This is a genomic window from Candidatus Taylorbacteria bacterium (genome assembly GCA_039934295.1).
In the GTDB taxonomy this organism is placed as follows: domain Bacteria; phylum Patescibacteriota; class Minisyncoccia; order Phycocordibacterales; family HO2-43-120; genus HO2-43-120.
Genome location: JBDTMN010000020.1, coordinates 1 through 19,075, shown reverse-complemented (window position 1 = coordinate 19,075; position 19,075 = coordinate 1). Strand labels below are relative to the sequence as shown.

Annotated in this window: 16 protein-coding genes and 2 tRNA genes; 7 read left to right on the top strand and 11 right to left on the bottom strand. The window is 46.4% G+C overall.

Features of this window, described 5'->3' with window-relative positions; translation table 11 throughout:
• From ABI430_05020 to gnd, 3 genes are all read right to left on the bottom strand, one after another.
• Window positions 1-2,193: hypothetical protein (locus ABI430_05020; protein ID MEO8638229.1), on the bottom strand; the 2,193-nt coding region annotated here is incomplete at its 3' end.
• Window positions 2,194-2,215: 22 nt separating this feature from the next.
• Entirely contained in the window at window positions 2,216-2,524 is a 309-nt protein-coding gene (locus tag ABI430_05015) for a hypothetical protein (GenBank protein ID MEO8638228.1), read from the bottom strand.
• Window positions 2,525-2,652: 128 nt separating this feature from the next.
• Window positions 2,653-3,543, bottom strand: a complete 891-nt coding sequence (gene gnd, locus ABI430_05010; protein MEO8638227.1) for a phosphogluconate dehydrogenase (NAD(+)-dependent, decarboxylating) — start codon at window positions 3,541-3,543, stop codon at window positions 2,653-2,655.
• Window positions 3,544-3,698: 155 nt separating this feature from the next.
• On the opposite strand from gnd, the gene ABI430_05005 reads away from it, so the two are divergent.
• Window positions 3,699-4,592 carry a UTP--glucose-1-phosphate uridylyltransferase gene (locus ABI430_05005; protein MEO8638226.1) on the top strand — a complete coding sequence of 298 codons (894 nt, stop codon included), beginning with the start codon at window positions 3,699-3,701 and terminating at the stop codon, window positions 4,590-4,592.
• Between the two features lie 179 nt (window positions 4,593-4,771).
• Window positions 4,772-5,491 (top strand): dolichyl-phosphate beta-glucosyltransferase, encoded by a 720-nt coding sequence (locus ABI430_05000; GenBank protein MEO8638225.1) that lies wholly within the window; start codon window positions 4,772-4,774, stop codon window positions 5,489-5,491.
• Window positions 5,492-5,533: 42 nt separating this feature from the next.
• Here the strand turns inward: ABI430_05000 and ABI430_04995 are convergent, their stop codons facing one another.
• The 7 genes from ABI430_04995 to ABI430_04965 form a co-directional block, all read right to left on the bottom strand.
• Complete coding sequence (locus tag ABI430_04995; GenBank protein MEO8638224.1) at window positions 5,534-8,227, bottom strand: AAA family ATPase; 2,694 nt, start codon at window positions 8,225-8,227, stop codon at window positions 5,534-5,536.
• 197 nt (window positions 8,228-8,424) lie between these two features.
• Complete coding sequence (locus tag ABI430_04990; protein MEO8638223.1) at window positions 8,425-9,195, bottom strand: class I SAM-dependent methyltransferase; 771 nt, start codon at window positions 9,193-9,195, stop codon at window positions 8,425-8,427.
• A 71-nt stretch (window positions 9,196-9,266) separates the two neighbouring features.
• Complete coding sequence (locus ABI430_04985) at window positions 9,267-11,135, bottom strand: PKD domain-containing protein (GenBank protein MEO8638222.1); 1,869 nt, start codon at window positions 11,133-11,135, stop codon at window positions 9,267-9,269.
• A gap of 122 nt (window positions 11,136-11,257) precedes the next feature.
• Complete coding sequence (locus ABI430_04980) at window positions 11,258-12,526, bottom strand: N-acetylmuramoyl-L-alanine amidase (GenBank protein ID MEO8638221.1); 1,269 nt, start codon at window positions 12,524-12,526, stop codon at window positions 11,258-11,260.
• An 88-nt stretch (window positions 12,527-12,614) separates the two neighbouring features.
• A complete protein-coding gene (locus ABI430_04975) occupies window positions 12,615-13,742 on the bottom strand; it encodes a hypothetical protein (GenBank protein ID MEO8638220.1) in 1,128 nt (375 codons plus the stop codon).
• Window positions 13,743-13,783: 41 nt separating this feature from the next.
• A complete protein-coding gene (locus ABI430_04970) occupies window positions 13,784-14,131 on the bottom strand; it encodes a hypothetical protein (protein MEO8638219.1) in 348 nt (115 codons plus the stop codon).
• A gap of 280 nt (window positions 14,132-14,411) precedes the next feature.
• A complete protein-coding gene (locus ABI430_04965) occupies window positions 14,412-15,566 on the bottom strand; it encodes a cysteine desulfurase family protein (protein ID MEO8638218.1) in 1,155 nt (384 codons plus the stop codon).
• A gap of 372 nt (window positions 15,567-15,938) precedes the next feature.
• Here ABI430_04965 and ABI430_04960 point away from each other — a divergent pair, with 372 nt between their 5' ends.
• From ABI430_04960 to ABI430_04940, 5 genes are all read left to right on the top strand, one after another.
• Window positions 15,939-16,379: a DUF4446 family protein gene (locus ABI430_04960; GenBank protein MEO8638217.1), complete on the top strand. Its 441-nt coding sequence runs from the start codon at window positions 15,939-15,941 to the stop codon at window positions 16,377-16,379.
• Window positions 16,380-16,562: 183 nt separating this feature from the next.
• Entirely contained in the window at window positions 16,563-18,077 is a 1,515-nt protein-coding gene (locus ABI430_04955) for a translation initiation factor IF-2 (GenBank protein MEO8638216.1), read from the top strand.
• A 110-nt stretch (window positions 18,078-18,187) separates the two neighbouring features.
• The gene (locus tag ABI430_04950; protein MEO8638215.1) at window positions 18,188-18,511 is read left to right on the top strand and encodes a ribosome-binding factor A; all 324 of its coding nucleotides are present in this window, start codon (window positions 18,188-18,190) and stop codon (window positions 18,509-18,511) included.
• An 80-nt stretch (window positions 18,512-18,591) separates the two neighbouring features.
• A tRNA-Cys gene (locus ABI430_04945) sits at window positions 18,592-18,666 on the top strand.
• Window positions 18,667-18,823: 157 nt separating this feature from the next.
• Window positions 18,824-18,909, top strand: a tRNA-Leu gene (locus ABI430_04940).
• Here the strand turns inward: ABI430_04940 and ABI430_04935 are convergent.
• Window positions 18,872-19,075 (bottom strand): hypothetical protein (locus ABI430_04935; GenBank protein ID MEO8638214.1); only part of this gene is annotated, 204 nt, incomplete at its 5' end. The genes ABI430_04940 and ABI430_04935 overlap by 38 nt on opposite strands.

The window sequence follows — 19,075 nt, the reverse complement described above, 5'->3', positions numbered from 1 at the left end:
GAGGGCGTTGCTCGTTTGTGATGCCACGTATGCGTAGTTGCCGGAGACGAAGACGCCCAAAGGATTCGATAGAGCTGCGCCACCAACGCCATTCAAAAGAGAAGCTTTATGAACAGGGTTTCCAGGATTGGAGACGTCGACGATTTCGAGGGCATTACTCGAAGGAGAAGCCACAAACGCATAGTTACCAGAGACGAAGACGGAATTTGCGCCATTGAGAAGAGCGCCACCAGCGCCATTTACAAGTGAACCTTTGAGAACAGGATTTGACGGATTTGAGACATCGACAATTTCAAGGGCACTGTTGCTATCACGTATAGCGATAAACGCATAGTTACCGGAGACGAAAACGGAAACAGCGTTGTTGAGAATAGCACCACCCGTTCCGTCGAGAATTTTTCCTTTGTGCACGGGGTTTGCAGGATTCGAAACATCAACAATTTCGAGAGCGTCACTACCATCTGAAACCACGTATGCATAGTTGCCGGATACGAAAACGGAGCGTGGCCCGAGAAGTGCTGCACCACCGACACCATTTGCGAGTAAGCCTCTGTGAACAGGATTTCCCGGATTTGAGACATCAATGATTTCGAGACCACCGGTACTTGCTGAAGTCGTATAGGCATATCTACCTGAGACGAAGATGGAATTTACACCACTGAGAAGGGCTCCGCCAGCGCCATTGAGGATTTTTCCTTTGTGGACGGGATTTGCTGGGTCAGAAACATCGACTATTTCGAGGGCGAATTGACTTGCAATATATGCATAGTTCCCAGAGACAAAGACTGCAGATGGAAAGAAAAGATTTGCGCCACCAACGCCATCTAAAAGTGAACCTTTGTGCACGGGATTCTTTGGGTCAGAGATGTCAACTATTTCGAGGGCACCACTACTATTCTGTGAAACCACATAGGCAAAATTCCCGGAGACGAAGACGGATCTTGCTCCATTGAGTAGAGCCCCTCCAGCACCATCAAGAATCTTCCCCGCATGCGTCGGCTGTGTTACCCCTCCCATAAGATTAAATCCTGTGGAAGAAGCGATGGTGAAGAAAGGTTGAGTAGTCGAAGAAACTGCCATGGCAAGAAGAGGATTTGTTTGGTTAGTAGTCCCTGCGATGGAGAGAGTAGCGAAAGGAGAAGTGGTGCCAATGCCGACATTGCCCACGTTGTTGTTGAAAATATTATTCCCATTCGTTGACCATTCTGTTGAAGTGACACCAAGAGACGAAGTCGCCACAAGGTCGTATCCCCCTGTAGCATTTCCAAGAAGAAGCTGTCCTTGCGAAGGAGAAGAAGAAGTGCCGGTGCCTCCGTTTGTGGTGGCAAGAGTGCCACTTAGGGTAAGCGTTCCTGAAGTGGTAATCGGGCCTCCGGTAAAGGAGAGTCCTGTCGTTCCACCTGAAGCGTCAATGGAGGTGAGGGTGCCTCCGCTTCCACTGCTTCCGCTTGAATTGGAGTTGGAGCTTGAGTTTGAACGTCTGATGCTATCAAAAATTCGGTCGGTTTGAAGGGATTCGTGGAGAGCAAGACCGTAGAGTTGGTTTTGGAGATTCACAAAGAGCGCGTCGACGTAGGACTGTGAGACACCTCCTCCTGTCGAGGTATAGGTGTTGTAGTAGGTAGGGTTTTGGGTGACGTAAGTAGTCAAACTTCCTCCGTTTGAACTTGGGGGTGGAGAAAAAGAGGGAGAGGGAGAAGGTTCGGGAGAAGAAGACGGCTCGAGAACAAGAGGAGGTTCAAAAGTGGGTTCGGGAGAGACTACTGGAGCAGGAATGTTTTCTTTGAAACAATATGCGGGAGTCTTCCACGGGACAAAGCGGTCGATGGCGCAGAGAAAACGTTGCCACCAGGTGAGAGAGTAGTAGTTGGTGACTGTGACAGGAGCAGACGTGGACTCAATCGGTTTTGGACAATACGCGGGAGTTGCTCCGGGAACAAGGAAATCAATGGCGCATCTAAACTTCTGCCACCAGGAAATGAGGGTGGTGGAGACCGAAGCAGATTGGGGAGAGAGAGCCGCGTCCGTTGCGGACGCGGCATGATTCTCTCCCACTTTCGCACCATGAATACCCAAAGGAGGAGGGAGAACCGTAAGAACATCTGTCAAATATCCTTCTCTCGCAGAGAAAGCAAACACAAGGGTGAAGCATGTTGCTCCTGCTAACAGAAGAAACAGAAAAAAAGTTCTCATATTAGAAAACCTCCCGTTAGAATTATCTAAACGTTCGCTCATGTAGCCATATTTTATCACAGAAGCATGGGCGATACTTCAAAAAGGTGGGGATAACCCCGTAGTAGATTTTGACATCGTCGACAGATGCACTTCTCGCATTACCAAAATTCACTACGGGGATTACCCCGTAGTAGATTTTGACAACCATCGCATTCGCTTCGAGTGCATTACCAAAATTCACTACGGGGACAACCCCGTAGTAGATTTTGACAACCATCACATGCGCCTCGAGTGCATAACCAAAATTCACTACGGGGACAACCCCGTAGTAGATTTTGACACCCCTCACATGCACATCGCGCAATGTCAAAATTCACTACGGGGTACATCAGAATCGGCTGAATCCTCTATGAAAAAGTCGCCTTCTTCTTCTTTCAAAAAGAAGAAGGCGACTTTCCAGATTCTATAATCCCTATTCTACTTCAATGAATGCCCGCCAAATTGATTGCGAAGCGTTGAGAGGACTTTCCCGATATAGCTCGGCTTTTCTTTTGATTTCAGGCGAAACGCGTAAGCTCCCTCGATAATAGGGGTTGGGATATTGAGTTCCTTTGCTGTTTCCACAGTCCATTTCCCCTCCCCAGTATGCGCGACTTCCGAAGAGACGTCTTGCAAATCTTCTCCATATTTTTTGTATCCGGACGCAAGCCAGCCCACAAGACGAGACTCGATGACGCTCCCGTTATTGTATAAATCGGCAACCTCTTTAAGATTCAAATTAAAATCAGACTTTTTGAGCACAGCAAAACCCTCGGCGATAGCTTGCATCATTCCGTATTCAATGCCGTTATGAACCATCTTCGTAAAATGCCCGGCTCCGTGAGAACCGAAAAAGCGATACGCCTTCGGAAGCGAGAGGTCGGCAAAGAGACTTTGGAGTTCCTTAAACTTTTCTTTATCTCCCCCAATCATAATGCACGCGCCCTCTCTTGCTCCTCGCGGTCCTCCACTTACTCCCGCGTCGAGAAAATGTATTCCATATGTGTCGAGCATCTCCCCTCGCCGAATGGTATTTTTATAAAATGAATTTCCGCCGTCAATTATCGTATCTCCCTTTTCTAAAATCAGAGTAAGTTCCTTTACTATTTCATCCTCCGCCACTTCAGGCACCATGAGCCAGATGAGGCGAGGCGATGGTAGATTTTTAAACGACGAAAGCGAGTCCGTTGTTTTAATACCGATTTCTTTTTCTATTTTTTCCCGCGGTTCCGCGCTTCTGTTGTATGCCAAAACCTCATGCCCTTTCTCGTGCAGACGCAAAACCATGTTGTAACCCATTTTGCCGAGACCGATATAGCCGAGTTTCATATACGTATGAGTATACCAATATACTAATAGTTACCTAATATACTAATGGCTACAAATAATAAATCAAGAAATATGATTATTAGTATTCATTTGTGTATTTCTTCATTGGTATATTGGTATTACATTTTTTTTAAAAAAATAGTATACTGATAACCATGAAAAAAATAAGAAAAGCAATCATTCCCGCCGCGGGATATGGGACGCGATTCCTTCCCGCCACCAAAGCCCAGCCTAAGGAAATGCTCCCTATCGTGGATAAGCCGATTATTCAATATGTCGTCGAGGATGCGGTTTCCGCAGGCATCGAGGACATCATCATCGTTACCGGATGGAGCAAGCGGAGCATTGAGGATCACTTCGACTATCCCTTTGAGCTCGAAAAAAGGCTCGAGGAGTCTGGCAAGCACGAGGCACTTGAAGAAATTCGAAGAATTGCGAACCTCGCAAACTTTTTCTACGTGAGACAAAAGGGTCCTCTCGGCAATGCGACCCCGATTTGGAACGCGCGAGAAATCATCGGAAATGAGCCTTTCCTCGTGCTTTGGGGAGATGATTTTATTGAAGCTACACCCTCAAGGGCAACACAGCTCGTCGAAGCTTACAAGCAGTTCGGAGGAAGCGCGATACTTGGTTCTATACGCTCGAAAAAGCCCGAGGACTACAAGCGCTATGCATACGCCACAGGCAAGGAAATTGAAAAAGGCATTTTGAAAATTGATTCCATCATTGAGAAGCCGGGCGCCAATGTGACAACATCGGACTATGCCTGTGTTTCGGGCACCGTGTTTGAACCAGCAATTTTCGACGCCATCGAAGAAGCTACGAAGAGAATCATGAGTGAAAATACCCCGAGAGAAATCGTCTACGTGGACGCGGTCAACGTGCTTCTCGAGCAGGGCAAGACTTGCTACGCCAAAGAAATTATCGGTGGAAAATACCACGACTGCGGAAACAAGCTTGAGTATTTAAAAACCGTGGTTGAGTATGGCTTGAAGCATAACGACCTACGCGAAGATTTTGCAGAGTTTCTAAAAAATATTAAACTCTAAAAAACTGAAGGCTCGAAAGTTATCCTCCATTTTTTTTAAAAAATATCTATAAGACTTGCGGGTTCGGATGAAATTCGAGGAAAAGTCGAGGAATGAATCGATCCATACTCTTACGTATGGTGAGAGAGTACCGCAGACTTTGACGAAGAAGTTCGCCGAACCCGCAAGTCAAACATGACATGTTTTTATCTGTAATAATTCCAGCATACAACGAAGAAAAAAGAATCGTCCGCACAATTGAAGATTCTCACGAATACTTGAAGACTCAAAATTATGAGTATGAGATCATCGTTGTGAATGACGGCTCAAATGACGGAACTTCAAAAATTGTGGGAGACCTCTCTCGCGCCTATCCGCGAGTGCGCCTTATCAATTTGGAAAACAACAAGGGCAAGGGCTTTGCGGTGAAAGAAGGCATGCGGCTTTCGCGGGGTCAGTTCAAACTTTTCATGGATGCGGACAACTCGACCACTATTGCAAACGTCGACCGCTTCCTCCCCTATCTCCAGAAAGACATTTACGACATTGTTATAAGCTCTCGGCAGAGACCGGATTCGCGGATTCTCGTGGAACAGCCGAAAGCAAGGCGATTTTTGGGAGGAGTATGGAGACTTGTCGTGAAAATGATAGTGCCACTCGCCCTATCAGACTCTCAAAATGGCTTCAAACTTTTTAGACGAGAGGCCGCGAACTTCCTCTTTTCCAAGCAGACCATAGAACGGTGGGCATTCGACGTCGAGATTTTGGCCCTAGCGCGAAAATTCAATTTTAATATTAAGGAAGTGGGAGTTGAATGGAAAAACGACTCCGACAGCAGACTCTCTCTCGTCGGAATGGTACACATGCTTTCTGAACTCATCCAAATCCGCACGAATCTTTGGAAAAAAAGATACGACTAGAAATTCCATAGCAAGGTCGGGCCTTGATATTTTTTGCCATTTTTATGACACCGCCGAGACAGATTCTGGAGAAGGGGTCGGGGTCTCTGTTTTTATTGGAGCAGTTTTTCTGCTTTTTTTCACGTCGAACACAAACTCCGTACCTTTCATCCCGACTGTGATGACTCCGTCCTTGAGTCCGCCTTTTGAAATCATGTGGGAGGCAATAGGAGTCAGCATCTTGTTTTGAATGAGTCGCTTCAATGGTCGCGCGCCGTATTGCGGATTGTATCCTTCCTTTGCAAGAAATTTAATAACATCGTCGCCGACAACGAGCATAATGTCTTTCGCCTTGAGCCGGTCTTTTACAATCTCGACTTGAATCTTCACGATGTCGAAAATCGCTTCAGCCGACAAAATGTCAAAGATAATGATGTCATCGAGCCGATTCAAAAACTCCGGACGGAAGTGCTCTTTCAAACTCGAGAGAACTTTTTCTTTGATGTCACCATACGCTTCCTTCTCACCGCCCCCCGCAAAGCCCATCCTCTGCATCTTGTCTATGTATTGCGCGCCAATGTTTGAAGTCAAAATAATGACCGTGTTTTTGAAATTCACTACCCTGCCCTTGGCATCGGTCAGTCGGCCGTTGTCCAAAATTTGGAGAAGCACGTTGAACACCTCCGGATGAGCTTTTTCAATTTCGTCGAAAAGCACCACGGAGTAAGGCCTGTGGCGGATGAGCTCGGTGAAAGCTCCCCCTTCCTCGTGACCCACATATCCGGGAGGAGCACCCAAGATTTTAGAGACCGAGTGCTTTTCCATATACTCCGACATATCCACCCGGATGAGCGCTTTCTCATCGTCGAACATAAACTCCGCTAGCGCCTTGGTAAGCTCCGTCTTGCCGACTCCAGTCGGACCCAAAAATATAAACGAACCAATCGGGCGATTGGGGTCCGCAATGCCGGCACGGGATCGTTTTATGGTATCCGCAATTTTTTGCACCGCGTCGCTTTGTCCAACAATTCGCTTTTTCAAAACTTCTTCCATTCGGTTCAATTTTTCCGCCTCGGCTTCGAGCATCCTCATGACGGGAATGCCTGTCCAGCGCGACACGATGTCAGCAATGTCGTTGCCATTGATTTCTTCTTTGAGAATTCTTCGGGAGCTTTGGAGCCGTTTTAACTTTTTGTTTTGGGCATCCAAATTACGTTCTAATTCTGGAATTTTCCCATATCGGATTTCTGCAGCGCGCGACAAATCCGCCCTCGCTTCCGCGCTTTCGGCTTCAAGACGAGAAGTTTCCAATTCTTTTTTAATAATTTTTACGCTCGAGAGAACATCTTTTTCATTCTTCCACTTGAGCTCAATTTCCGATGTTTTCTCTTTAAGGTCTGCGATATCCTTTTCAATTTTCTTGATGCGGTCTTTGACAATTTTCTTTGAGCCGTCTTCTTTCTTGAGTGCCTCCTTCTCAATCTCAAGGCGCATCACTTTGCGACGAGTTTCCTCGAGAATCGGAGGCATGTTTTCAAGCGAGATGCGAAGCTGGGATGCCGCTTCATCTATGAGGTCGACAGCTTTGTCGGGAAGAAATCTGTCCGTGATGTAGCGAGAGCTAAGAGTAACCGCGGTCATGATGGCATCATCTGTAATTTTCACTCCATGAAAAAGTTCGTACTTTTCTTTGAGTCCCCGAAGTATCGCTACCGCATCTTCGATGGAAGGCTCCGAAACATGCACGGGCTGGAAACGTCTTGTGAGCGCGGGGTCTTTCTCGATGTGCCTTTGGTATTCGCGAAGCGTTGTCGCGCCAATTGCCCGAAGCTCGCCTTTTGAAAGCGCGGGCTTCAACATGTTGGAAGCATCCATTGACCCTTCGGCCGCGCCCGCGCCGACGATGGTATGAATCTCGTCAATGAAGAGAATGATTTTGCCTTCGGAGCGTTCGATTTCCTTCATGATGTTTTTCAAACGCTCTTCGAATTCTCCACGGTACTTTGTGCCGGCAATGAGCATACCTAAGTCAAGAGAGACGAGCTCTTTGTTTTTTAAAGATTCGGGCACATCGCCTCCCGACATGCGATTGGCAAGTCCTTCGACAATCGCTGTTTTTCCGACTCCTGCCTCGCCGATAAGAATTGGATTATTTTTCGTCCTTCGGGAAAGAATCTGGATAATCCGAGTGATTTCATTGTCACGCCCGATTACCGGGTCAAGCTTGTTTTCGGACGCGAGTTTGGTCAGACTTCTCGTGTACTTGGCAATAAACTTGTATTTTTTTGGCTGTGCATGTTCTCCATGCTTGCTGGTTTTTAATTCTTCGAGCACTTTCAAAACATGAGCTTTGTCGATTTTAAATCGCGCCAAGATTTCCCGCGCGCCTCCTCCGACATCAAAGAGAGAAATGAAAAGATGCTCGGTCGAAACAAATTCGTCCTTCAGTTGTTGCGCCACTTTGCTCGAGCCTTCGATGGCCTGCGCCAACTCGGGAGTAAGATAGAGCTGGAACGATGGCGACAGAACCGAGCCTCCTTCCGGTCCTTCGATTGCCTCCAAGAGCGAGTCGGTCAAAAGAATGTTGTCTATTTCGAGCTTGTCCAAAATTGACGCTACCATGCTCTCTTCCTGCAAGATGAGCGCGGCGAGCAAATGGTTCGGATTTACGTGATTTTGACCACGCTCAATAGCAAGCTCATGAGCTTTGCGGATGGCGTCGCGGGCTTTGGTTGTGAAATGGTTGAATGGGGGCATGAAAGATAGTTATAAAGTGTAAAGTTATAAAGTTGAAAGTGACAAAATTCTGATTTTGTCATCCCCGTGAATGAAAACGGGGATCCAGATTAAATCTAAAATCGCACAAAAAGACGAATCAGGGTAACGACTTTCTGGCTTTTCATACTCAAATTATAGAGGATTTTTGGACTAAGTCAATTCATTGAATAGTTGACCTAATCATCACTCGCTTCTGGCTTTGCAACAATGAGAGCATAGGGCTGTCTATCCGCTAATTTTTTCCAAAACTCTTCGCCTAAATTGTTGATTCCCTCCTTTATGGGAAACAATTTTTTCCATTCAATTTCCAGTCCTGATTCTCTTGCTGCATCTTCATAGTTCTTTTTTGGAAATTGGGCAAGCATTGCATTAAACTTAACTTCCCCAGTTTGAAGGTCTAAGAAATCAAAATTCACTTTACCTTCCTCACTCGCTCGGAAAAAACGATTTCCTATCTTTTGATCAAATTCCTTAAATTCAGGATTAAATACAACTGCAATAAATTTTCCATCTTTTTTAAGATTTTGCTCGGCAGAAACAAAGAATTTTTTTAAATATTCTGGCGATGGCGAATAAGGTAAAACCATAACGGCAACTGCATTATCGAACTGTTCTGGAGAGCTAAAATGCTCCGGATCAGAAAGATGGTATTCAACTCCAAGTGGTTCTTCTTTCTCCTTCTCCTTAGCTTTTGAGATTAAGTTTGGAGAAATATCGTATCCGACAACTTTCCCCCCATATTCTTTTGCAAGCTTGCGATCAAACAAACCCTCACCACAGCCGATGTCAAGAATTCGCTGTCCTCGTATCTCACCTAGTTCTTTCATCACCGCCGGATAATGCAGGAAATTTCTGATTGGATCATTCTCAATAAAAGACGCGTATTCTTTATTGCCGGAATCAAATTGGTGTGCAAGAGTAAATTTTTGTTTTGGAAACTGTTCCATTAGTTTGATTATTTTTGCAATGTCATCTTGAGGTAACAAGTGTTAATTAAACGTTCGCAGAATTCAATCGCTTAATTCACTATTTGTTCCGGCACCCTGCAATTGGCATTTACCCAATTCAAATCAAACTCGCTAAGTTCACGGCGCCCACCATTTAGAATGTAATAAATTCCCGGAACGTTTTGGCTCGGCGATACCATAGGCATGTAGTTGGTGATTTTAATCTGTGGGCATACTTGCAAAAGAGTTGAGGCAATGGTGAAAGGCGCGTCGCTAAAATCACAATTATCAGTAGATGCGGTGCAAACCCTTACTCCATAGTTTCCAGATGGAATAGGGTTATTCACAATGTCAGTTCCGACAATCCAATAATATGGATTGTTCCCAGAAATATTTTTATCAAGCACGAACGTACTCGACTCAAAAAATGGTCCGCAGGGAGTGGTGATGCAGACGATAGGCAACTGCCGACCTAAATATAAATCTACTTTGGTGTTCACACTGACCCCGTCGCGAAATTTCCATGTTATCGCATGAGTTGAATTTTGCGCCCACCTTTCTCCCGCGTTCGGCGATGTGAGAGTGACTGCAGGTGACGCGCTGGCAACAATAACTGACGAGCTCGTTTCCGCGGTGAGCCCTGCGCTGTCGCGGACAGTGAACGTCACGCGGTATGTCCCAGCGTTTGTATATGAGTGGGTAAAAGTTGTGCCTTGAATAAACACGGTGCTTCTCGTCACCCCTCCCGAATTGAGCTCGTACAGATTTTCTCCCCAATCAACTGAATAATTCAATCGGTCATTCTCCGGATCTCTCGCGTGAATTGTCCACGTTCCCGTTTGTCCCAAAGAAAGAGTCGCCGGAGCGCTTATGCTCTCGATTACCGGAGGACGATTTCCAGAAGTTGATGTGTAGAGTGAAAACGGCGCATCGCTCGAATCGCAATTGCTTGTCCCGACCTCGCAGATTTGGATAGTGTATTGCCCGTCGGGGGCAATCGTAACGTCGGTCGGTATGCCATACCCTGTTGTGGCGCCAATGGACACAACGCTTCCGACATTCCAGCTATATGAGTGGTCGTCAATGCTTATGTTGTTTGCAATAGTATAGGGGGCGCGATACGGATACATCATTGTCGTTTGAGAACTTTCGGATTGCGCTCCCATAGGACAAATCTGCCCCACGCACGATGGGTAATAAGGAACAAGCTGTAGTGATGCGTATGTCGCGCGGAAATATTGCGGAGCCGTCCATGTTATTGACTGCTTCGTATCGCTTTGCCACGATTCCCCTCCGTTTGGCGTTATGACCCGAAGCGACGAAACAGCGTTACCTACCGTAACTGAAATTATTTTTACTGCTGTGAACCCACGGTCATTTCGGACGGTAAATCGAACCGAGTATACTCCCGATTGGGCGAAAGAATGCGTGAAAGATGCAGACTGGACAAACGGACGAGAGATGCTTTGCGCGGAAGCGTTGGGAGCATTCAAAAAAAGTTCATCGCCCCAATCCGCGGAATATTCTAAATTTCCTGTTAAAGGATTCGTTGCTCCTACTGTCCACAATCCCTCCTGATTGACCGAAAGAGTCGAGGGTCCGTTTGCGCTTGTTATCGTTGGCGCACTGGGAGAAGGTTGCCCGTTGTTAACGCGACTACGGGTAAGTGGCCCGAAAAATCCAAATGCAGGAAGCCCCACAACTTTCTGATAAGCAGAGACGGCATTGCGGGTTTGCACGCCAAAATATCCTTTCCCCGCCACCCCGGAAGAAACCGCCGGAATATCGTAGCCATTTTCAATAAGCCATGTTTGTAATTGGATGACATCCGCTCCCTTGCTACCGAGAGAAAGGTCGCTAGTGAATGCAAACCCCTGCGCTCCGACCACTGATGCAACTGATAAAATTGAAATCCCTACCGCAATAATATATTTTTTCATAATGTTAATTAATAATCGCAGGAACTAAATTGCCCCATGCGACTTACCTAAGATTACCTAAGACGTTTAAAGAGCCGTTTTGTTACACCTCCGCAATATCAAGGCCGGACCTTGATATTCGACTATTTATACAATCGATTCATAGCCTCTAATGTCTTCCCGCCCACGGTTCCTTGCTCGCCGAGAATTCCATATTTTTTTTGAAAAGCAGTGAGGGCCTCGAGCGTGCACGGGCCAAAAATTCCGGAGCGTGGACAATCATTTTTGCTCTTATTTTGAGGCGGATATACGCCCGCGAAAATTAAAACAGTCTGCAATGTAAAAACATCTTGCGAACTTATATTTTTTTCTGTCGGCAAACTTCCCCATTCATAAGGAAAGACCGCGGTGTCATAAGCGCCCGCCATATCCTCCGAGCCATAAGGCTCGAAAAAATCCTGCAGGCCGAGATAGGTCTGAAATGCCAGGTCCCTAATTGCCATGCTTCGAGTTTGCGGATTTACCAACTGCGGTTCATACATGTAGCCGTATTCGATAAGCATGCTGGCCGCATCGGCGGTATTGTTTGAGCCGATTGCGATTAGCTCTGGCTCATCAACTATACCTAAGGCTTCTCCCGGCAAATCACTCACCGGATTGTACTTCGCCAGACGTTTAAAAATTGTGTTCGCGATTGCTTTAGTGCTCGTGCTGTTATAGTACTGGGTCGCCGGAACATAAATAACAAAACCAGAATACTTACCGGGAGTAACCGCCCCATGCCCCTCGTTGTCGTTAAAATGAATATGTATTTCAATATCAATATCGTGCTCATTCGCCCATTTCGTAATTCCATACAAGCGAAGAGCCACATCTTGAGGAGCGGTATTGTGGTAAATTGTTGAGATGGGCTCAATGCTTGGGCCGAGAGCAACGAGACGCGCCCCTTCTTCGTGAGAAGCTTTCTGCCAATCTATAATATCCTGCGAGTTTTTGAAATAATCGGCAAAGTCAGGAGTCCATTCATTCCCGTCGCGGGTTATAAATATTTGGTAATGCGAATTTTTCTGAAGAAACTCCTGTAGGTCGTGCGCGAGCGCGAGCGTCATATCGCGTTCCTTCAAATTGCCGTATTCCGCACCTCCAAAATTTGGCTCGTGCCCGGGGATTAAAAGAATCCGCACTCTTTTATTAGACGTGGCAATAGAATCATATCGTGACTGAATTTCAGCAATTGATTTTGGTTTATGCGAAAGAATTGCTGTTGTTAACTGACTACCTGCATACTGTATGGCGGATAATGTGTTTGATATCCAGTTGGGATACCTGTAGGTTGTCCAAAAAAAGCCGAGAAAAAAAACAAAAATGAATGTTACGATGAAGAATTTTTCACCGAAATCTTTTCGGGGCATTTTCACAATAGAATAAGTATACAATGAAAAAGAAAAAAGGCTGTAACACATAAATGCGCTACAGCCTTTGAATTTACTTGCAAGTCAGTTACGGCGATTGAGACACTTCGGTTTCGGCTTTGCCTTTGACAGCACCGCCACTACCTCCGTCACTCTCGCCACCATTCCCACCATAAGGAGGAAAGTATTGGTTCGAATCGATTCCAAACCCGCTCGGGTAGAAGAATTCGATCCACCAATAACCGGGTCCGATTGACTTCTGCGACCACGGACTGTGTTCGGTCAAAGTCACGACTTCGGCGTTCGCCGCGCTCGTGCCCTGCCTCCAGATGCGCAAGCTTGCATGGCTTTCCATGCTCGGAAGATCCGAACCGAGGAAGACCGGCCTGTTGGTGGTTCCGGAATTTACATACTGGAGAAGTGGCGAGATCCTGTCGTCGAACTCCTGCTGTGTTACCGCCACCCAAACTTGACTGACGTCTTCAGCGTAGTAGTGACCAGGAGCGGTTACCGAGCTCGCCGCAACGTCGGCAATCTTCGGGGTTATCTTCCGCCCCCTGTTGTGAAGGTCGTAGGCAACCTGTGTTCCATCGTCCAGGCTAAGCACTAGCTCCCCGAATTTGTCACCGAAGTAGGCAAAATAATGGAACCGTCCGACATCACCGTCTTGTTGGACAGGAATATTGTAATATTCAACAATTTCACCATTTGGATTTCGCTCCGCGATGTAGGCCCCGACCACATTTGGCAGAGCAAACACCACATCATCGGACATCCGCATCTTTACCGGAAAAAGGTTCAGAGATACGGGTCCTGTCGATGGCATAAGCGTGCCGGAATTGCCTCCGGAGAACATCACGTTGCCGTTTTTGTCATAGACGTACGCGGAGAATCCTACGTAGTCGTTGGTGCGAAGAACACCAATGCGAAGACGCGCGTTCGCGATAATCTTGAGCACATCGCGCTCATTGACCATCCCGTTCACTTTTACGTATGGGATCCAAAGACTGTTCGTCGTCCCTGCGGTATTTATCTGCCCCGAACTCCAGGCGTAAACCTGGATGAAGGCCGTCTGCTCCAAAGCGAACGCCTCGAGGGCGCGCAGGGTAAGTGGCAAGCTTTCCGGCGGAGCGGCAGCGCGTGCCGTCGGCGTGAAAGCGGTGAAGAATGCGCCGATTAAAAGCGCGCAAACTGTGAGTTTAGTGATTTTTTTCATTTTTGTGCTTTCTGTGTTTCTTTTTTTCTGTGGTTTCTTGTTTACTTCGGAATCGTCGGACTGGCAGGCTGTACAGCCTGCGTTTGATTCAAGGTCATCGCCTTGTTGAAAGCAGCGAGGGTAGCTTTGGCCTTGGCAGATTTATCCGCGAGAGCCTTCGCTACCTCGTTCGTGTCACTGCTCGGACGAGCAAAGACCTGATTTTTATCCACCGTCGGATTTCCTCCGACAATGACCGTCTGCTCAGTTCCGTTGTCGTTGACACCAGGGCTCGTCGCAACCGTCTCCAGAGTTGGAGTCGTTTGCTTTTGAGAGTGCGTGGCAATGTACCACATCGGCAATCCGAAGATTACCAATGCTACAATAGCTACAATTATCATCTTTTTCATAGTTTTCCTGAATTTATCACCTGTCACAATCACACACGCTCTTCGCAAACGCGAATAGCTTGTTTAACTAACATATGCAATTGTGAAGGACAAAAAATGGCTCTAAAGCCTTGTTTTTATCGGATTTAAGAATAACATATCGTGTATTAAAAGTCAATAGAAAGTCGTGAAAATCGATGAAAATCCGTTAGGCCCAATATCATGCCCAATATCAAGGTCGGGCCTTGATATTGGGGGCGCGTTCACGTAGTTTGTTCGATATCGTGCAAATGCGCTTCGTTCATCTACTAGAAAGGATTCGGTCTATTGTTTTCAGAACGTAATCGAGGTCTTTCATTGTCGTCTCTCTGCCCAAAGCAAATCGCACCGAGGTCCTACTGTCCTTACCCATCGCTTTCAAAACGTATGATTCGTCTTCGTCGCGAAGACACGAACTTTTAGTGGATGAGCTTACCCCCTTCGCATCCAACTGCAAAATGAAAAATTCATTATCAATATCGGGGATTGTGACATTTACTATCTGCGGAGAGCCCTCGCCATTTACGGTGATACCGCCCCGAATCGATTTCAATCCTTTTGTAAAATAAGTTCGAAGTTCGGTCATCCTCGCAGACTCTTTTTCTTTTTTCTTTTCCGCGATTTCCAGAGCTTTGGCGAAACCTGCAATCGCGGGAACATTTTCTGTGCCCGAGCGAAGACCTCTCTCCTGTCCTCCGCCATAGATAATTTGCTCAATCGGCGAATTCCTCCTCACATACAAAGCCCCAATGCCCCGAGGTCCGTAGACCTTGCTTCCATCAAGAGTCAACAAATCAACGCCAAGTCGCTCGACATTCACATCCTCGTAAAGCGCGAGTGCGGCATCGGTGTGGAAAAGTGGATAGGTGTCAGGGTTATGGCGAGAGGTGTGAGTTTTGCGAAAATGGCGAATAATTTTCGCGACCTCGCGAACTGGCTGTATCGCCCCTGTTTCGTTGTTCACAGAGATAATAGAAACAAGGTAAGTACTCGGCTTCAAACTTTTTTTGAGCTCGGAAAGCGAAACCACGCCCGAAGAATCGACGGGCAATCGCGTCACCTCAACACCGTGTCTCTCCATCATCTCCGCGACCTTCATAACGGATGAGTGTTCAATGGATGAGACGATGAGATGGGGCTTTGCGATTCCCCCTCGACGCGCGGCCCTTCCAGCTCCCTCGAGAGCGAGACCATTCGATTCAGTTCCCCCGCTTGTGAAAATAATTTCGTCCGAATGAGCATGAAGATAGGAAGCCACACCTTTGCGCGCTTCTTCCAGAGCTTTTTTGGCGTGAACCCCCTCTCGATGAATCGAGGAAGGATTCATGAACTCTTTTCCGTAATAGTTAATCATTTCCTGAAGCGCCCTCGTATCAATCGGAGTAAACACGTTGTCTAAATACACTCTTTTTTTCATAACTTCAATACTATACCGAATGAAATAAAATGCACAAACGATAAACAGTATCCTTGCCTTTTTATCACTGTTTTTTCATTCGTAGCATTCGCGTCATTTGTATATTTGCGTCGCGCTTGTTTGGTGGCAAAACACCTTATTTTATGCTAGTATTCTTCAGAATTCATCTCACCAAAAATGGCTCGTTAAAATTGACAAATTTCGAGGCAAAAAAGAGGATGCGACAAGGGACTCTGCCGACTGGCGAAACTTTGTTTTGGACCGAAATTTGCTCGATGTTCCGAGCCAAGTATTTTTATTTATTGTAATCGGTTTTCGGTGAGATGGATTCTAACTATGAGTATACCCCTAGATTCTTCATTCTAGCCCCTTATTGCATTATCAGTTGCTCTGCTTTTGTCTGTGCTCTGGTGCGTAAGACTGGAAATAAAGATCCGAAGAATGTTAGGGAAAAACTCAAAAAACCTGGAGTCTTCGATTATCGAGATATACAGGAATGTGAAAGAAAATGCCAAGTTCCAAAACGAGATGGAACGATACCTCGTCAGTGTTGAAAAAAGGCTTAAGAGATCGTCCCAAAGTATTGAGACAATCCGCTTTGACGCATTCTCCGGAAACGGCTCGGGAGGCAAACAAAGCTTCGCGACTGCCTGCGTCAACGAAAAAGGAGACGGGGTTATTATTTCAAGTTTGAACGCCCGCGAAAGAGTCAGCGTATTTTCTAAACCGGTCAAAGATTGGCAATCGCTTCAAGAGCTCTCGCCGGAAGAAAAAGAAGCGCTCTCTAAAGCGAAAGCTTCGCTTTTGCTTTAGAAAACATTTGACATGTGACCGCAGAATTTTCGCAAAGCGAAAATTCTGCGGTCAGCTCCGACGTTGTAGTCGGAGCCCCGACTTCCTATGTCGAGATTGTCAACCGCGTCCGCCATGGTGCGAATGGTCAGGAAGGTCAAATGTCAATTGCCTTTTTCGTTTAAAACTTCAACAAAAAAAATCATGCCTAAGAGCACCCACAAACAAACACCTGCTTTGATAAAGCGTTCTCCCGTAATCGCAATTATGGGGCATATTGACCATGGAAAATCGACCCTCTTGGATTATATTAGAAAAACAAAAGTAACCGAGGGCGAGGCCGGAGGCATCACCCAGCATTTGGGAGCGTACGAAGTCGTTCACAAAAGCCCCGTCGGAGTAGAAAGTAAAATTACTTTTTTGGATACTCCCGGACACGAGGCGTTCGAAGGAATCCGGACGAGAGGCGCGTCGGTCGCCGACGTCGCCATACTGGTTGTGTCCGCGGAAGAAGGAGTGAAACCGCAAACGCTCGAAGCAATGAAGTCCATTGTGAATGCAAAAATTCCCTACATAGTCGCCATCAACAAAATCGATTCTCCCAAAGCGGACCTCGAACGCACTAAACAAAGTTTGGCGGAGCATGAAATCTATCTTGAGGGCTATGGAGGTCAAATACCGTGGACAGCAATTTCGGGAAAATCAGGAGCGGGCATTTCGGAGTTGCTCGATTTAGTCCTCTTAGTGGCCGAGCTTGCTGAACTAAAAGGAGACTCGCACATCAACGCGGAAGGCATCGTAATCGAAGGTCATTTGGATGCGAAGCGCGGAATTTCCTCGATGCTTCTCATTAAAAACGGTTCGTTGAAACAGGGACAAACTGTGGTATCCGGAAAAAGCCTTGCGTCTCTGCGGAACATCGAGAACTTCGCGGGAGAAAAAATAGTCGAAGCAACATTTTCCTCGCCGGTAACTGTAATCGGCTGGAGCACCCTCCCCAAAGTGGGCGACACCTTTCACACGTTTTCAAACAAGAAAGAGGCGGAAACGTATATTGAAAAAACCGCGCCGGACAAAATCCAAAAGAGTGCTGTCGCAAGCGAGGATGCGTCAAAGATTCAGATAAATATCATTCTGAAAGCGGATACTGCCGGGTCGCTCGAAGCGATTGTGAGCGAAATCAAAAAAATAAAGAGTGATATGCTCCTCATCAAGATTGTTCGCTCCGATGTGGGAGAAGTCTCGCTCGGGGACATTCAGAGCGCGGGAGATTTAAAAAATGTTTTTGTTCTTGGGTTCAATGCCAAGATTGACTTGCAGGCAAAAAATTTGGCGGAGAGATCGGGAATCACGATTCACATTGAGAACATTATCTACAAGCTCGTGGAGTGGCTCAAGAAAGAAATGGAAGCGTTGGTGCCGAAAATAAACGTGGAAGAAGCGCGGGGAAAAGCGAAAATATTGAAAGTCTTCAGCAGAAACAAAAACAAACAGATTGTGGGAGGCCGGGTAGAAGACGGCACAATGTACGTTGGAGAAGAGGTGAAAATTTTCAGGCGCGAAGCTGAAATCGGAAAGGGAAAAATCCGCGGTCTGGAACAGCAAAAGACAAGAGCATCGGAGGCAAAAAAAGACACCGAATTCGGCGCAGAAATTCAATGCCAAATCGAAATCGTCCCGGGAGATAAGATAGAGGGATTTAAGATTATTCAGAAATAATCGAACACGATGCGAATCTACGAATAAGGAACGAATGCCACGAATAGAAAAAATCAGAGAATTGATTTTATTTGTAGATTCGCATGAATTCGTAGATTAGTGTCGCACTTATGGAAATACGAGACCAAAAAATTAAACACGCGATATCGGAATTGGCGGCAAAGTTCATCCAAGAAGAATCAAGCGGAGCATCGCTCGTTACCGTCACCGATGTGCGCGTCACGAATGATGGAAAAAACGCTCTCATTCTTTTCACCGCGCTTCCAGAAGAGAAAATGAAAACAGTCGAGCTTTTCCTAAAAAGAAAGCGAGGAGATTTTCAAGAATATGTCCGATTACATTCCAGAATCGGCAGAATCCCCTTCTTCGACTTCGCCATTGATTTAGGCGAAAAAAACAGGCAAAATATCGATAGGATATCAAATGCAAAGTAGATTTTGGAATCTGGATTATACCTGCCCGTCCGAACTCCGACGCAGGCGGAGATTCTGGAATATGAAGTAAAGTTTATATTGGCCACGTAGACAAGTGGTAAGTCGACGCTCTGCAAAAGCGTTATGCGCGAGTTCAATTCTCGCCGTGGCCTCCAGGACATGAGCATACAAACTGCTTTGTATGCGTGCGAGAATCGAAAGGCTTTTCCTTATCGAGTCCTCGAGATGGAAAAGCACCTGGCTATGTAGTAGCCAATTCTCGCCGTGGCCTCCCTAGAACATTTACCCGAAAAATTGTTTTAGCAAAAAATTGCCCGAGTGCTGTAACAGGTAGCCAGAACTGACTTAAAATCAGTTGTCCTATGGACGTGTGGGTTCGATTCCCACCTCGGGCACCAGAATAGAACTCAGAGGTTTTGAAGAAGCCCAAATGCGGGACGCGCGAAGCGCGTCCCAATGGTTTCCGCCTGAATTTCGCCCAGAATCCGCAAGGGAATCCGCCAAAAATGAATCCGAATTCGGCGCGCAAGCGCGCAGAGTTTTTTCGCCGAGGAGGAGGTGCGA

Coding starts and splice junctions, on each gene's coding strand:
- gnd (MEO8638227.1), bottom strand. CDS start 3,543: ATGAAACTCGGCTATATCGGTCTCGGCAAAATGGGTTACAACATGGTT.
- ABI430_05005 (MEO8638226.1), top strand. CDS start 3,699: ATGAAAAAAATAAGAAAAGCAATCATTCCCGCCGCGGGATATGGGACG.
- ABI430_05000 (MEO8638225.1), top strand. CDS start 4,772: ATGTTTTTATCTGTAATAATTCCAGCATACAACGAAGAAAAAAGAATC.
- ABI430_04995 (MEO8638224.1), bottom strand. CDS start 8,227: ATGCCCCCATTCAACCATTTCACAACCAAAGCCCGCGACGCCATCCGC.
- ABI430_04990 (MEO8638223.1), bottom strand. CDS start 9,195: ATGGAACAGTTTCCAAAACAAAAATTTACTCTTGCACACCAATTTGAT.
- ABI430_04985 (MEO8638222.1), bottom strand. CDS start 11,135: ATGAAAAAATATATTATTGCGGTAGGGATTTCAATTTTATCAGTTGCA.
- ABI430_04980 (MEO8638221.1), bottom strand. CDS start 12,526: ATGCCCCGAAAAGATTTCGGTGAAAAATTCTTCATCGTAACATTCATT.
- ABI430_04975 (MEO8638220.1), bottom strand. CDS start 13,742: ATGAAAAAAATCACTAAACTCACAGTTTGCGCGCTTTTAATCGGCGCA.
- ABI430_04970 (MEO8638219.1), bottom strand. CDS start 14,131: ATGAAAAAGATGATAATTGTAGCTATTGTAGCATTGGTAATCTTCGGA.
- ABI430_04965 (MEO8638218.1), bottom strand. CDS start 15,566: ATGAAAAAAAGAGTGTATTTAGACAACGTGTTTACTCCGATTGATACG.
- ABI430_04955 (MEO8638216.1), top strand. CDS start 16,563: ATGCCTAAGAGCACCCACAAACAAACACCTGCTTTGATAAAGCGTTCT.
- ABI430_04950 (MEO8638215.1), top strand. CDS start 18,188: ATGGAAATACGAGACCAAAAAATTAAACACGCGATATCGGAATTGGCG.